Source organism: Clostridium hydrogenum, from assembly GCF_021432385.1.
GTDB lineage: Bacteria > Bacillota > Clostridia > Clostridiales > Clostridiaceae > Clostridium_S > Clostridium_S hydrogenum.
The window spans coordinates 1,227,314-1,242,080 of the sequence record NZ_JAEACT010000002.1; the positions used below are offsets into that span (position 1 = coordinate 1,227,314).

Genomic DNA, 14,767 nt, shown 5'->3' on the forward strand with positions numbered 1-14,767 from the left:
GCGTCAGCATCTTTTTTTAAAATGCCTTATTGAAAAAAGTAAAATAAAGTAGTAACATAAATAAGGGCTTAACTGAATTGTAATTAAAACTAATTACGATAAAATGCAAAAGGGAGAAATATTGTAAATAAAGAAGAAATACTAAGCATATTTTAATTTATATGACGATATTTATTCAAAAGTAGTCTTGATAAAATTGCTTTTTATAGTATAGTTAAAAATGTAACAAACTCTTAAGCTTTTATGGATATAAAGATATACCATTGTGAAACTCGAAATTCATTTATATCAAAATGCCATCTTCTAGGCATTATGGTTCACATGAATTTCAATAGTTGAACTGGTTTATCTAGAGATAAACCGCTTGAAACTTCAAATTCAGTTGTAACAAATGCCGTTTCCTTGGTATTAGTATATAAATTGATTTTGGTAGTTGAAACGTTTTATCTAGGATATTTATCCATAATTCCTAATATAAAATATTTGTATTTGATAGGAAGGGGTATACAATATGAAAAAAATGAAAACAATGGACGGTAATACTGCCGCAGCTCATATATCATATGCGTTTACTGATGTTGCAGCAATTTACCCAATTACTCCATCATCACCAATGGCAGAGCATGTAGATGAATGGGCAACACAAGGAAGAGTAAATCTTTTTGGACAAAAAGTTAAAATTATGGAAATGCAATCAGAAGCAGGTGCAGCTGGTGCGGTTCATGGATCACTACAAGCAGGAGCATTAACTACTACATATACTGCTTCACAAGGTATGCTTTTGATGATACCAAATATGTACAAGATAGCTGGAGAACTTTTACCAGGAGTATTCCACGTAAGTGCTAGAGCTTTAGCTACTCACTCTTTAAATATATACGGAGATCACCAAGATGTTATGGCTGCTAGACAAACTGGATGCGCTATGCTTGCTGAAGGAAGCGTACAAGAAGTTATGGATTTATCAGCAGTAGCTCATTTAACAGCTATAAAGGGAAGAGTTCCTTTCATAAACTTCTTTGATGGATTTAGAACTTCACACGAAATTCAAAAAGTTGAAGTAATGGATTATGAAGATTTAAGAGGATTAGTAGACATGGATGCTGTTAATGCATTTAGAAGAAATGCGTTAAATCCAGATCACCCAGTTCAAAGAGGAAGTAATGAAGGTTCAGATGTTTACTTCCAAGGAAAAGAAGCACAAAACAAATTTTATAATGCACTTCCTGAACTAGTTGAACACTACATGGGAGAAATAAGCAAAATAACTGGTAGAGAATATCATTTATTCAACTACTATGGAGCAGAAGATGCTGATAGAATAATCATAGCTATGGGATCTGTTTGTGATACTGTAGAAGAAACTATTGATTATTTAAGAGCTAAAGGAGAAAAAGTAGGAGTATTAAAAGTACATCTCTTCAGACCTTTCTCAGTTGAGCACTTCATGAAATATATACCAAAAACAGTTAAGAAAATTGCTGTTCTTGATAGAACAAAAGAACCTGGTTCTCAAGCTGAACCATTATATCTTGATGTTGTTAAAGCATTCTACAATGCAGAAACAAGACCAGTTGTAGTTGGAGGAAGATATGGACTTGGTTCAAAAGATACATTACCAGTTCACATTTATTCAGTATTTGAAAACTTAAAAGCAGCTGCACCAAAAGATGGATTTACTATAGGAATAAATGATGATGTTACTCATACATCACTTGCAGTTCCAGATATCGAAATCGATACAACACCAGAAGGAACTAAAGCTTGTAAGTTCTGGGGTCTTGGTTCAGATGGTACTGTTGGAGCAAACAAGAGTGCTATAAAGATCATAGGAGACCATACAGAAATGTCTGCTCAAGGATACTTTGCTTATGATTCAAAGAAATCAGGCGGTATAACAGTATCACATTTAAGATTTGGTAAAAAACAAATAAAATCACCATATTTAGTTGATAAGGCAGATTTCATTGCTTGTCATAACCAAAGTTATGTTCATAAGTATGATGTTCTTGCAGGACTTAAAAAAGGTGGAAACTTCTTACTTAATACAATCTGGAGTCCAGAAGAATTAGAAGAAAAACTTCCAGCTTCAATGAAACAATATATCGCTAAGAACAACATCAATTTCTACACATTAAACGCTATAAAGATTGCTCAAGCAATAGGACTTGGCGGAAGAGTAAACATGATTTGTCAAGCTGCTTTCTTCAAAATTGCAAACATCATTCCAGTAGAAGATGCTGTTAAATATTTAAAAGATGCAGTTGTAACAAACTATGGTAAAAAAGGTCAAAAAGTTGTAGATATGAACAATGCTGCAATAGACCAAGGTGTTGGTGCTATTGTTAAGATAGAAGTTCCAGCTTCATGGGCAGATGCAAAAGATGAAGTTAAAGAAGAAGTAGCAAAACCTAAGTTCATAACTGACATACTTGAACCAATGAACAGACAAGAAGGAGACAAACTTCCAGTAAGTGCATTCACAGGTAAAGAAGACGGAACATATCCTGTTGGAACAGCTGCTTACGAAAAGAGAGGAATTGCAATAAATATTCCTGAATGGGATGTTGACAAGTGTATTCAATGTAACCAATGTTCATTTGTATGTCCTCACGCTGTAATTAGACCAGCTTTATTAACTGATGCAGAACTTGCAAAAGCTCCAGCTGGAATGAAAGTTAAAGATGCAATGGGCGTTAAATCTGAAGAAAAATTACACTTTGGTATTGTTATAAGCCCACTTGATTGTACAGGATGCGGAAACTGCGCTCAAGCTTGTCCAGCTAAGGAAAAAGCTTTAGTTATGAAGCCTGCTGAAAGTCAATTAGAGGTTGCAAAATACTTTGATTATGCAGTATCTCTTCCAGAAAAGAAAGAAGTTGCAAACAAATACACTGTAAAAGGAAGCCAATTTAAGAAACCTCTTCTTGAGTTCAATGGTGCTTGCGCAGGTTGTGGAGAAGCTTCATATGCTAAACTTATAACTCAATTATTCGGAGATAGAATGTTAGTTGCTAATGCAACAGGTTGTACATCAATTTGGGGATGTAGTGCTCCTTCAATGCCATATACAACTAATGAAAATGGTCAAGGACCTGCATGGGCTAACTCATTATTCGAAGATAATGCTGAATATGGAATGGGAATGCTTCTTGGAACATCTCAATTAAGAGAAAGATTAGCAGACCTTGCTAAAGAAGCAATCAATTCAGATATAAGTGCTGATTTAAAAGCAGCTTTAGAAAACTGGCTTGAAAACAAAGAAAACGGAGAAGTTTCAAGAGAAGTTGTAGATAAGTTATTACCATTACTTGAAAAAGAAAGAAATGCTAGTCCAGCTCTTACTGAAATCTACACTAATAAAGATTACTTAGCTAAGAGATCTCAATGGATATTCGGTGGAGACGGATGGGCTTACGATATCGGATACGGCGGTGTTGACCACGTACTTGCAAGTGGAGAAGATATAAACATATTTGTATTTGATACAGAAGTTTACTCAAATACAGGTGGACAATCATCAAAATCAACTCCATCTTCAGCTATAGCTCAATTTGCTGCTTCAGGTAAGAAGACTAAGAAGAAAGATCTTGGAATGATGGCTATGAGCTATGGATATGTATATGTAGCTCAAATAGCTATGGGTTCTGACAAGAATCAAGCATTAAAAGCTATAAAAGAAGCTGAAAACTATCATGGTCCATCACTTATCATAGCTTACTCTCCATGTATCAACCATGGATTAAAAGCTGGTATGGGATGCAGCCAATTAGAACAAAAGAAAGCAGTTGATTGCGGATACTGGGCTCTTTACAGATTCAATCCATTACTTAAAGAAGAAGGAAAGAATCCATTCAGCTTAGATTCAAAAGAACCAACTGGAGATTTCAAAGAATTCTTACTTGGTGAAGTTAGATATGCTTCATTAAAGAAAGTATTCCCAGACAAAGCAGATGAATTATATGCTAAGACTGAGAAAGATGCTAAAGAAAGACTTGAAAGTTACAAGAGATTAGCTAATCAGCAATAATAAAAAAGAGCCTACGGGCTCTTTTTTTGTCAAAATATAAATTTTTTTTTAAAACCCCCTTTTAAAATTGGTCAAATAAGGGTATTATTATAACATAACACTTTTAAGGAGGTATTTTTTATATGAATGAAAATGAAGTAAAAGACTCATGTGGTTGCGGATGCGGCTGCGGAGAAGAACATACAAGTGAACACGGTCATGATGATTGTGGATGCGGATGCGGTTGTGGTGACCATGAACATGAACCAATGATGGTTGATTTAGAAGATGAAAATGGTAACACAATTTCTTGTGAGGTTGTAGATGGATTTGTATATAATGACAATGAATTTGTTTTAGTTCAAAATCCAGAAAATGAGTCTGTTTATTTATTTAAAGTAGAAGGTGAAGAAGGTCAACTTGTAATTCCAGAAGATGACGAGTTTGATGCAGCTTCAAAATACTATGAAAGTATTGTTGAAAACAACTAAAAGTAGCAGGGATTAAATTTATTTTAATTATAATGCTTTTCTATATAAGAATTTTTATTGAAATTGAAATGTGATAGATTTTTCTTTATAGATATTAAAGGTCGATGCATTTTGCATCGACCTTTTTAAAAATATACCAATTGAAACTTCAAAATTAACTTGTATCAAAATGCCGGTTTCTGGGCATTATGATGCAAATTGATTTTGGTAGTTGAAACGGTATATTTAAAAATATACCATTGTGAAACTTCAAAATTATCTAGGAGACGATTCTATGGAAAAATTGGCAATATTTGATGTAGACTATACACTCACTAAAAGAGAAACATTGTTTGAATTTTATTTATTTATGATTAGAAAAAAACCTAAACTTATTATGCATTTACCTAAAAATTTATTTTCAGCATTTTTATTTGTTATAGGAGCTGTAGATGCAGGAACCGCAAAGGAAAATTTTATATCTTTTATAGATGGCATTAAGGAAAAAGATATGAAGATATATGTAAAGGAATTTTATGAAAAAAGGTTTTCAAAGATATTATATGTGGATGCCATAAATACAATGAAAAAATTAAAAAAAGAAGGATATAAGATATTTTTGATTTCGGCCTCTGCGGAATTCTATTTAAATGAATTGTACAATTTAAAAGAAGTTGATAAAATAATAGGAACTCGTTTTACAAATGAAAACGGAGAATTTAGAAGAAAAATTATAGGCGAAAATTGTAAGGGTGAAGAAAAGGTAAAAAGACTTATGGAAGAACTTCAAAAAGATAATATAGAAGTTGATTTTAAGGAATCTTACATGTATTCAGATTCATTATCAGATATGCCTTTATTTAAATTAGTTGGTCATCCTTATCTTGTAAATCCTAAAAAGAAAAGTGATAACATAGAAGCGCTTAAATGGCGTTAAAAATAGATTTATTTAAACTTCAAAATTAGTTTGTGCCCAAATGCCGCTTCCTAGGTATTACAGTGCAAATTGATTTTGCTAGTTGAAACGTTTTATCTATAGGGAGGTTTAAAAATGGAGACAGCAATAAATAATTATTTTTTATTTAATGATGAAGTGAAAAATATAACTCAATTTGATGAAACATTTACCCAAAATGGTAAGTGTTTATATGAAGTTATTAGAGTAATTGATGGAGTTCCATTATTCCTTGAAAAACATCTAGAGAGACTTGAAAATTCCGCAATGATTTCAAATATGAAGTTACCTATGTCTAAGAATAAAGTGAAAGATAAAATACTTCAATTAATTAAAGTCAATGGTAATGAAATAGGAAATGTTAAAATAGTTTTTAATTATATTTTAGATGAATGTTCTTTTTATGCATATTTTGTTTCACATCATTATCCTAGTGACAAAGAATATGCAAATGGCGTGGATACAGTATTTTATCATGGAGAGAGAAATAATCCTAATGCTAAAATAATTAATTTAAGTTTTAGGGAAAACGTGGATAAATTAATAAGAGATAAAGGTGTTTTTGAGGCAATACTTGTTGATAGAAATGGCAATATTACTGAAGGGAGTAAATCAAATATTTTTATGGTTAAAAATACAAGCATATACACATCTCCTAAAAGTGAGGTGCTTCCAGGAATAACTAGAGATATAATTATAGAAGTGGCCAATAGTCTTGGATATACAGTTTTAGAGAAAAAAATAAATTATAAAGAAATGGTTAAAATGGATGGCGTTTTTATATCAGGTACATCCCCTAAAGTGCTTCCTGTAAGTAAAATTGAAGAAGAAGAACTATCTTCTGCAAATAATGAAATTATAAAAAATATACATGGAGCTTATGATAAATATATAAATGAATATGTTGCAAAATTTAATGAGGCTTAAATTTAAATTTAAAAACTAAATCCATTATTTCAAAAAAGGATAAAGTATTAGTAAATTTTAACGATAAAAAAATAGTGAATAAGGTCAAAATAAGTGAAAAAGTATAAAAATTTGTGATATAATTTTATTATAAAGATCATGGGAGTGTATTATTATGAAAAAACAATCTTTTACAGGATCTACGGTTGAGGAATGTATTAAAAATGCGTGCATGGAATTAAGCATTAAAGAAGAAGAACTTAAATATGAGGTTGTTTATAAAAAAACGGGGTTATTTAGAAAAAAAGCAGAGATATTAGTTGAACTAGAAGAAAAAAACAGTAACCAAGAAGAAAATGAAAAAAGTTCGAGTAATGGGACTGTTACTATACTGAATGGACAAATTCAGGTGAAAGATCCAATAAATAATGGTAAACAAGCCACAATTAATATTCCTGGTAATATAAATGTTTCAATCGATGGTGTCCAAGTATCAGGAAGAAAAGAAATAAATAGTTCAAGTGTTGTAGAAGTTAGTTTTAAAACTATTGAAAAACCACAAAGAATCCTAAAAATTTCAGTATCACCTGATAAATCGGAAGCATATTTGGACATCGAATATGTAAATAAAAAAGAATTAAAATTAAAGGACCAACCTGAGGCTAATTCTATATTTTTAGAATCAGAAGTAATTAATATACAAGCATCCCCTGTATATACTGAAAGTGAAATAGTGGAAGAATTAAAAAAGCAGAATATTGTATATGGCATTGTTCGAGAAAATCTAAAAAAATGTACAGCAAAAGAAGGGGTTAGACAACTTCTTATTGCTAGAGGATTAAAAGTTAAAGATGATGAAGATGATATTCTAGAAATTAAATTTGATGTTAGTAATGGAAATAAATATAAAGAAAATAAAGCGGGAAATATAGATTTCAAAAGCATTGGCTTTGTAAGTTCTGTGTCAGAGGGCAGTGTGATGGCAACTAGAAGAGAAGGCGCACAAGGGCATGATGGTAAAGATATATATGGCAATGATATAAAAAGGAAAAGCGCTAAAAAGTTGCAGCTTGCTGCTGGAGATGGATGTGAACTTCGAGGTGAAGATACTGTTGTAGCACTTAAAAGTGGAAAAGCTGAATTTAAAACAAACAGGTTTACAGTAGTTGATGTATATGATGTAAATTCTGATGTTGATTTAAAAACTGGCAATATTAAATTTAATGGTGCAGTTAATATTATGGGCAGTGTGCTTGAAGGGATGAAAGTTGAATCAGAAAATGATATAATTGTCCAAAATAATGTTGAGGGTGCAGAGCTTAAAGCAAAGGGAGATATAACTGTTGGCAAAAATGCTATTTTGTCTAAAATCTACAGCGGCGGAGAAGATGTTAATACATTAGGAAAGATAGAAGTTTTAAACAATGTAAAAAAAGGTATTAGTGAAATAATTGACGCTGTATATCAGATTAAAAAGTATAATGCAAATAAAAATTTCTCATCTGATGGAGAAATAATAAAAATATTATTGGAAAGCAAATTTAAATCAATACCTAAAATATGTAAAAACTATATTGAACTTGCAAATGATCCAAATGAAAAATTTGTGAAGATATTTAATGAAAAATTCCTAGGTATTGCTCCAGTATATATAAAGCAAGCTGAAGAGTTAAATTATTTAGATAAAGAGATAGAAAATGAAATTGAAAGCTTAAACAGTGTATTGACAATGCCGGCCAGTATAAATATTACGTATTGTCAAGATTGCACTATACAAAGTTCCGGTAATATTAATATTACTGGAAAAGGTGAATATATATCCAACATTATAGCTAATAATAGTATTAATTTTTTAAATAAGGATGCTGTGGCTAGAGGTGGATTTGTTAGGGCAAAGGATGAAATAAGATGCGGCGTTGTAGGTAGTATAGGTGGTGTTGTTACAAAATTAGCAGTTGCACCTAAAGGACATATATATGCTGAAATAGCGTATCCTAATACTGTATTCATTGTTGGAAATAGGGAGACAACTATTGAAAACCCTAGCAAAAACATACATGTATATATAGATCACCATGATGAACTTGTAGTAGACAAATTATTATTGTAGGAGGGTAATAAATGGATAATAGTGAATTAAAGATACTTATATTTAAAGTAAATAATGAGTATTATTCTACAGATATTATGGAAGTGGAAAGAATTTTAGGATATGAGCCAACAACAAAATTACCTGATGTTCCTAGTTTTGTAGATGGGGTTATTAACTATGAAGGAAAGATACTCCCGGTAATATCTCTTGCTAGAAGATTTAAGTTTAATAATAAAGATATTGATCCGAATTCAAAAGTTATAGTTACAAAATATGAAAATGGAAAAATTGGAATTATTGTTGATGCTGTATCAGAAGTTAAAGATATAAAACTTGACGAATTAGAAGAACCACCTAAAGTAGTAAATGGCATTTCAAAAGGATATTTGAAGGGTTTAGTGAAAAGTGACAATAAAATAATAATTTTTCTCAATATGGCAAAAATATTAACAGAAGAGGAAAAGAAGCTACTTTAGTGGCTTGGGTAAAAATATGGAAGAAGTTAAGGAAATAAGGGTAGGAATTGCGGATCTTAATATAACATTTTCTCCTGGGAAAATTATAACTGTTGGTCTTGGCTCATGTGTTGGTATAGCAATATATGATTCACAAAATAAAATAGGCGGACTTGCACATATAATGCTCCCTGATAGTGCTCAATTTAGTAAGGTTACAAATCCACATAAATTTGCAGATCTTAGTGTCCCTATACTTATTAAAAAACTAGAGCAAAATGGTGGAGTGTTAAGGAACATGAAAGCTAAAATTGCAGGTGGCGCATCTATGTTTAATTTTTCAGATAAAAAGATGAATATGGATATAGGCGGTAGGAATAGTGTTGCAGTTAAGGCAGCTTTAAATGAATTTAAAATACCAATATTAGGTGAAGATGTTGGTGGAAATAAAGGTAGAACTATGATATTTGATACATCAAATGGAGTCGTTCAAATTAGGACTGTTGGATTAGGCATTAAAGAAATTTAATTGAGGTGATGGCATATGGAAAATATAAAAGTAGTTGTAGTAGATGATTCTGCACTTATGAGAAAATTGATATCTGATATGCTTAACGGTGAAAAAGACATTGAAGTTGTAAAAACAGCTTTCAATGGTAAAGATTTATTATCTAAATTAAAAGATATAAAACCAGATGTAATAACACTTGATATTGAAATGCCTGTTATGGGAGGAATTGAGACACTAAAGGAAATGCGAAGACAAAATATTAATATACCAGTAATAGTATTAAGCAGTGTAACACAAAAGGGTGCAAGGCTTACTATGGATTGTTTAGAATTTGGAGCTTTTGATTTTATGGAAAAACCAACAGGTGGAACATCATTTGAATTACTTAAAATTAAAGATATACTTACACAAAAGGTTAGAACGGCAAAATACATAGAAAAAACTAATGTAATTGAGAAAATAAAAGTTCATAGCAACGTAGCTAGAAATTTAAATATTACCAATAGAACTGCAAAAATTAATGCTGTAGTAATAGGAGCATCCACTGGTGGACCTAAAGCATTATACAAGGTTATAACAAAATTACCAAAGTATATTGGGGTTCCTGTTTTTGTAGTACAGCATATGCCTATAGGCTTTACTAAAGCTTTTGCTGATAGACTTGATGACAATAGTGAAATTAAAGTAAAAGAGGCGGAAGACGGCGAAATTTATAGAACTGATGTTGTATATATAGCGCAAGGTGGAAGCCATATGGAGGTAGATGCTTCTGGCAGAATAAAGTTTAATAAAGATCCAGCAATATGGGGAGTTAGACCAGCAGTTGATAAGCTATTTATTTCAGCATCAAAAGTTTTTGGATCTAATATTGTAAGTGTTGTATTAACAGGTATGGGCAAAGATGGAGCAAATGGAACCGAAGTTATAAAAGATAATGGTGGTATAACCATTAGTGAAGCAGAATCAACTTGTGTAATTTATGGCATGCCAAAAGCCGCTTATGAAACAGGGAAAGTTGATATAGTAGCAGAAATAGATGATATTTCAAATGAAATTATAAATGTAATCAATGGAATTAGGAGGTAGAAATGGAATTAGAAGATTTCAAAAGATGGGTTTTAAAAGATTTTGGCATAGATCTATTTGCATATAAAGAAAATCAACTTCATAGGCGAATATTAAGTTTAATTTCAAGAGTTGGTGCAAAAAATATCGATGAATATGTTGAAATGCTTAAAAAAGATCAAAATCAAAGACAAAAATTTTTGGATTTTATAACTATAAATGTAACAGAGTTTTTTAGAAATCCAGAACTATTTAAAGAATTTGAAAATGAAATACGAAATATTATATCTAAAAATACTTCTAACATAAAAATTTGGAGTGCCGCATGTTCCATTGGAGCTGAACCATATTCTATAGCAATTATATTAGATAAACTCGGTTATAATAAGGCTAGAATTTTAGCAACTGATATTGATGCTACTATTTTAAACAGGGCAAAAACAGGGGAATATTTAGAATCTGAAATAAAAAATGTAGAAAAACAAGATTTGCATAAATATTTTAAGAATATGGGCGATAAATATATTATTGATGAAAGTATAAAAAGTATGATAATATTTAAAAAGCACGATTTAATATTAGATTCATATGAAAGTGACTTTGATTTAATAGTGTGTCGAAATGTTGTCATATATTTTAATCAAGATGTCAAAGAAAAAATTTATAAAAAATTTAGTCAATCATTAAAAAAAGGTGGATTGCTTTTTGTAGGAGCAACAGAAAGTATATATAATTATAAAGAATATGGTTTTGAAAAGGCTTCTACCTTTATTTATAGGAAGTTGTAAGGAGGGGAATTTATGGATACATCACAATATTTGTCCATATTTTTGGAAGAATCTATGGATAATTTGCAAACATTAAATGAAGCATTACTCATACTAGAGCAAGAACCAGAAAATGTAGATAAGTTAAACGAAATATTTAGAGTTGCTCATACAATAAAAGGTATGGCGGCTACTATGGGCTTTAATACAATGGCAGCATTGACTCATAAGATGGAAGATGTTTTATCTGAGTTTAGAAATGGTGAACTTAAAGTAACAAAGCAAGTTGTAACAATACTTTTTAAATGTCTTGATACTCTTGAACAAATGGTAGACAATATTCAAAATGGTGAAGAAGAAGAAATTCCAGTAGATGATATTATAACTAAGCTTGAATCAATATCAGAAAAAGCTGCTGCAGGATTAAGCGAAAGCAGCGAAGAAAAAGTGGCACAAAATAATGAAACTTCAAATGAAGAAACAGATAATAAGGCATTAACTGTAGTTGATTTAAATGAGTATGATTTAAGTGTTGTTAAGCAGGCTATTGAAAAAGGATATAATTGTTTTTCAATTGAAGTTAATTTAAGCAAGACAACTCTTTTAAAATCTGCAAGAGCATTTTTAATATTTAAAAGCCTTGAAGAATGGGGGGAAATTATTAAATCAATTCCTTCTACAGAAGATTTAGAAGCAGAAAATTTTGAATTTGAAATAAAACTTGTATATTTAACTCATAAGACTAAAGAAGAAATAGAAAATGTTTTGGGAGAAATTTCAGAAATAGATAGTATTATAATTGAAAAAATAGATAGTAATGATTTGAAGATTAGTAACGAAAATAAAAAAGAAGAAGTAAAACAAGAAAAGAAGGAAACACCGGCAGTAAAAAAGGAAAATGTAAAATCTCAAGCTAAGCCAAAGCCTGCAGAAAAGAGTACAGAAGGAGCCCATAAAAAAGTTCATCAATCTGTAAGAGTAGATCTTGAAAGACTTGATAAGTTTTTGAATATGGTATCAGAATTAGTTATAAATAGAACAAGGCTTGAACAAATAAGTTCAAATTATAAATTAACTGAGTTAAATGAAACTTTAGAGCAAGTTGCAAGAACTACTACAGATCTTCAAGATTTGGTTATGAAAATAAGAATGCTTCCACTTGATACCGTATTTAATAGATTCCCAAGACTTATAAGAGATCTTTCTGTAGAATTAAATAAAGAGATGGAACTTATAATTGAAGGACAAGATACTGAACTTGATAGAACCGTTATAGACGAAATAGGAGAACCACTCATCCATTTACTTAGAAATTCTGCTGACCATGGAATAGAAGATACAAAAGAAGAAAGAATTGCTAGAGGAAAAGATCCAATTGGAAAAATAAAACTTATAGCATATCAAGAAGGAACTAAAGCTGTTATAAAAGTTCAAGATGATGGTAATGGTATTAATGTAGAAAAAGTAAGGGAAAAAGCAGAAGAAAGAGGAATTAGTACCGAAAATATGGATGAAAATGAGATAATGAATCTCATATTTGATTCTGGCTTTAGTACTAATGATAAAGTTACAGACCTTTCTGGAAGAGGCGTTGGAATGGATGTAGTTAAAACCAAGATTTCTGCACTTGGTGGAACTGTTGACATGAAGTCAGAAGAAGGAAAGGGAACTACATTTACAATTAAACTTCCTTTAACACTTCAAATAATAACAGCACTTCTTGTGAAGGTTGGAGGAGAAAATTTAGCAATATCTCTAAATGCTATAGATAGTGTAATAGATTATAATGAAAGTCAAATCAAGAAGACTAATAATAAGGAAGTTATAATTTATAGAGGAAATGTTATTCCAATTATAAGAATTAATGAAAAATTGGGTTTACCTAAATCAGAGAGTAAGAAAGTTTATATAGTAATTGTAAAAGTAGGAGAAAAAATGGCAGGATTACTTGTAGACTCACTCATGGGCCAACAAGATATAGTAATAAAACCTCTTGGCAAAACCTTGAAAATGCTTAAAGAGTATATTGGAGCCACTATACTTGGTGATGGTTTAGTGACATTAATCCTAGATGTTGCCGCATTGGTGTAGGAGGTGGTTACTGAATGAATTATTCGGAATTGTCTCCAATGCAATTAGATGCGTTAAAAGAAGTAAGTAATATTGGAGCAGGTAATGCTGCAACAGCATTATCACAACTCATAAATAAAAAAGTTGATATGACAGTACCAGCTGTAAACATTATTCCTTTTGAGACACTTTTTTCAGAGATAAGTGATGAAAAATTAGCAGTTGGAGTTATAGTAAGAGTTCTTGGAGATACTCCGGGAAATATACTTTTCGTTTTTGAGAGAGAAACAGCAATGGAAATAGTTGAATCACTGACAGGTAAGAAGGATGATGAACTTACTGAAATAGGAAGTTCTGTATTATGTGAAATTGGAAACATAATATCTAGTTCATATATGAATGCTATAGCAAAGCTTACAAATTTAGTTATGCTTCCATCGGTACCTGCTGTAACCTATGATATGTTAGGGGCAATGCTTTCAACTATTTTCATAGAATCAGGGCAATATGATGATAATGTGCTTGATTTGGAAACAGTATTTTTACAAGATAAAACAAAAAATATTAATGGGCATTTTTATTATATACCAGTGCCCGGTTCACTAGAAAAGATATTAAACAGTTTAGGAGTAAATTAATTGGAGGTTATGAAAAATGGCAAGAGTGTTAATTGTTGATGATGCTGCTTTTATGAGAATGATGATAAAGGATATACTTGAAAAGAATGGATTTGAAGTTGTTGGTGAAGCTAGCAACGGATTAAAGGCTGTAGAAATTTACAAAGCTGAAAAACCAGATGTTGTTACAATGGATATAACTATGCCTGATATGGATGGTATAGAAGCAGTAAAGGCAATAAAGAGCTTTGATGCAAGTGCTAAAGTAATTATGTGTTCAGCTATGGGACAACAAACAATGGTAATGGATGCAATAAAAGCGGGAGCTAGAGATTTTATTGTTAAGCCTTTCCAGGCAGACAGAGTTCTTGAAGCAATAAAAAAAGCTTTAGGCTAATAAAATATACATTTTTGAGTAAATTGTCGGAGGTGATATTAAATGCAAGTGGTTATTTTTAAACTTAATGATGAGCAATTTGCAGTAGAAACATCTAAAGTTCAGACTATAGGTGAAAGTATGACAGTTACTAAAGTACCAAAGGCTCCAGATTATGTAAAAGGACTCATAAATATAAGAGGAAGTGTTTTGTCACTTTTAGATATAAATCTTTTACTAGATGTAGAAAAATCTGATGATGAGCAAGAGAGTACTATAATACTTAAATTAGAAGATGAACTTGTTGGAATTTCTGTAAATCAAGTTGATGAAGTGCTTGATATTGATGAGAGTATTCTTGAAAAAATTGATGATAGTAATAAAAGAATGTATGTTAAGGGTATAATAAACTTTAAGGATAGAATAGTAACACTTATTGATATTGATAAGTTAATTAGAAATTAGTAATGAGAA

13 protein-coding genes are annotated in these 14,767 nt (G+C 31.0%); all 13 read left to right on the forward strand.

Annotation, left to right across the window (positions count from 1 at the left end; genetic code table 11):
* Positions 1-511: 511 nt before the first annotated feature.
* A complete protein-coding gene (gene nifJ / locus CUEA01_RS05415; RefSeq protein ID WP_234119530.1) occupies positions 512-4,030 on the forward strand; it encodes a pyruvate:ferredoxin (flavodoxin) oxidoreductase in 3,519 nt (1,172 codons plus the stop codon).
* A gap of 122 nt (positions 4,031-4,152) precedes the next feature.
* The gene (locus tag CUEA01_RS05420; RefSeq protein ID WP_234119532.1) at positions 4,153-4,500 is read left to right on the forward strand and encodes a DUF1292 domain-containing protein; all 348 of its coding nucleotides are present in this window, start codon (positions 4,153-4,155) and stop codon (positions 4,498-4,500) included.
* Positions 4,501-4,774: 274 nt separating this feature from the next.
* Positions 4,775-5,416 (forward strand): HAD-IB family hydrolase, encoded by a 642-nt coding sequence (locus CUEA01_RS05425; protein ID WP_234122128.1) that lies wholly within the window; start codon positions 4,775-4,777, stop codon positions 5,414-5,416.
* 114 nt (positions 5,417-5,530) lie between these two features.
* Positions 5,531-6,361: an aminotransferase class IV gene (locus tag CUEA01_RS05430; protein WP_234119534.1), complete on the forward strand. Its 831-nt coding sequence runs from the start codon at positions 5,531-5,533 to the stop codon at positions 6,359-6,361.
* Between the two features lie 154 nt (positions 6,362-6,515).
* Entirely contained in the window at positions 6,516-8,450 is a 1,935-nt protein-coding gene (locus CUEA01_RS05435; RefSeq protein WP_234119554.1) for a flagellar assembly protein A, read from the forward strand.
* Between the two features lie 11 nt (positions 8,451-8,461).
* A complete protein-coding gene (locus CUEA01_RS05440; protein ID WP_234119556.1) occupies positions 8,462-8,908 on the forward strand; it encodes a chemotaxis protein CheW in 447 nt (148 codons plus the stop codon).
* 16 nt (positions 8,909-8,924) lie between these two features.
* A complete protein-coding gene (locus tag CUEA01_RS05445; RefSeq protein WP_234119563.1) occupies positions 8,925-9,416 on the forward strand; it encodes a chemotaxis protein CheD in 492 nt (163 codons plus the stop codon).
* A 15-nt stretch (positions 9,417-9,431) separates the two neighbouring features.
* Positions 9,432-10,484, forward strand: a complete 1,053-nt coding sequence (locus tag CUEA01_RS05450; protein ID WP_234119565.1) for a protein-glutamate methylesterase/protein-glutamine glutaminase — start codon at positions 9,432-9,434, stop codon at positions 10,482-10,484.
* A 2-nt stretch (positions 10,485-10,486) separates the two neighbouring features.
* Positions 10,487-11,251 carry a CheR family methyltransferase gene (locus CUEA01_RS05455; protein ID WP_234119574.1) on the forward strand — a complete coding sequence of 255 codons (765 nt, stop codon included), beginning with the start codon at positions 10,487-10,489 and terminating at the stop codon, positions 11,249-11,251.
* 12 nt (positions 11,252-11,263) lie between these two features.
* On the forward strand, positions 11,264-13,321 hold the full coding sequence (locus CUEA01_RS05460) for a chemotaxis protein CheA (RefSeq protein WP_234119576.1): 2,058 nt from the start codon (positions 11,264-11,266) through the stop codon (positions 13,319-13,321).
* A gap of 14 nt (positions 13,322-13,335) precedes the next feature.
* Entirely contained in the window at positions 13,336-13,938 is a 603-nt protein-coding gene (locus CUEA01_RS05465; RefSeq protein ID WP_234119577.1) for a chemotaxis protein CheC, read from the forward strand.
* A 16-nt stretch (positions 13,939-13,954) separates the two neighbouring features.
* Positions 13,955-14,314, forward strand: coding sequence for a response regulator (locus CUEA01_RS05470; RefSeq protein ID WP_234119579.1), 360 nt, complete (start codon positions 13,955-13,957; stop codon positions 14,312-14,314).
* A 42-nt stretch (positions 14,315-14,356) separates the two neighbouring features.
* A complete protein-coding gene (locus CUEA01_RS05475) occupies positions 14,357-14,758 on the forward strand; it encodes a chemotaxis protein CheW (protein WP_234119582.1) in 402 nt (133 codons plus the stop codon).
* Positions 14,759-14,767 lie beyond the last annotated feature (9 nt).

Bases quoted from the DNA above. Each gene is read 5' to 3' on its own strand.
- nifJ (WP_234119530.1), top strand. From the start codon at position 512: ATGAAAAAAATGAAAACAATGGACGGTAATACTGCCGCAGCTCATATA.
- CUEA01_RS05420 (WP_234119532.1), top strand. From the start codon at position 4,153: ATGAATGAAAATGAAGTAAAAGACTCATGTGGTTGCGGATGCGGCTGC.
- CUEA01_RS05425 (WP_234122128.1), top strand. From the start codon at position 4,775: ATGGAAAAATTGGCAATATTTGATGTAGACTATACACTCACTAAAAGA.
- CUEA01_RS05430 (WP_234119534.1), top strand. From the start codon at position 5,531: ATGGAGACAGCAATAAATAATTATTTTTTATTTAATGATGAAGTGAAA.
- CUEA01_RS05435 (WP_234119554.1), top strand. From the start codon at position 6,516: ATGAAAAAACAATCTTTTACAGGATCTACGGTTGAGGAATGTATTAAA.
- CUEA01_RS05440 (WP_234119556.1), top strand. From the start codon at position 8,462: ATGGATAATAGTGAATTAAAGATACTTATATTTAAAGTAAATAATGAG.
- CUEA01_RS05445 (WP_234119563.1), top strand. From the start codon at position 8,925: ATGGAAGAAGTTAAGGAAATAAGGGTAGGAATTGCGGATCTTAATATA.
- CUEA01_RS05450 (WP_234119565.1), top strand. From the start codon at position 9,432: ATGGAAAATATAAAAGTAGTTGTAGTAGATGATTCTGCACTTATGAGA.
- CUEA01_RS05455 (WP_234119574.1), top strand. From the start codon at position 10,487: ATGGAATTAGAAGATTTCAAAAGATGGGTTTTAAAAGATTTTGGCATA.
- CUEA01_RS05460 (WP_234119576.1), top strand. From the start codon at position 11,264: ATGGATACATCACAATATTTGTCCATATTTTTGGAAGAATCTATGGAT.
- CUEA01_RS05465 (WP_234119577.1), top strand. From the start codon at position 13,336: ATGAATTATTCGGAATTGTCTCCAATGCAATTAGATGCGTTAAAAGAA.
- CUEA01_RS05470 (WP_234119579.1), top strand. From the start codon at position 13,955: ATGGCAAGAGTGTTAATTGTTGATGATGCTGCTTTTATGAGAATGATG.
- CUEA01_RS05475 (WP_234119582.1), top strand. From the start codon at position 14,357: ATGCAAGTGGTTATTTTTAAACTTAATGATGAGCAATTTGCAGTAGAA.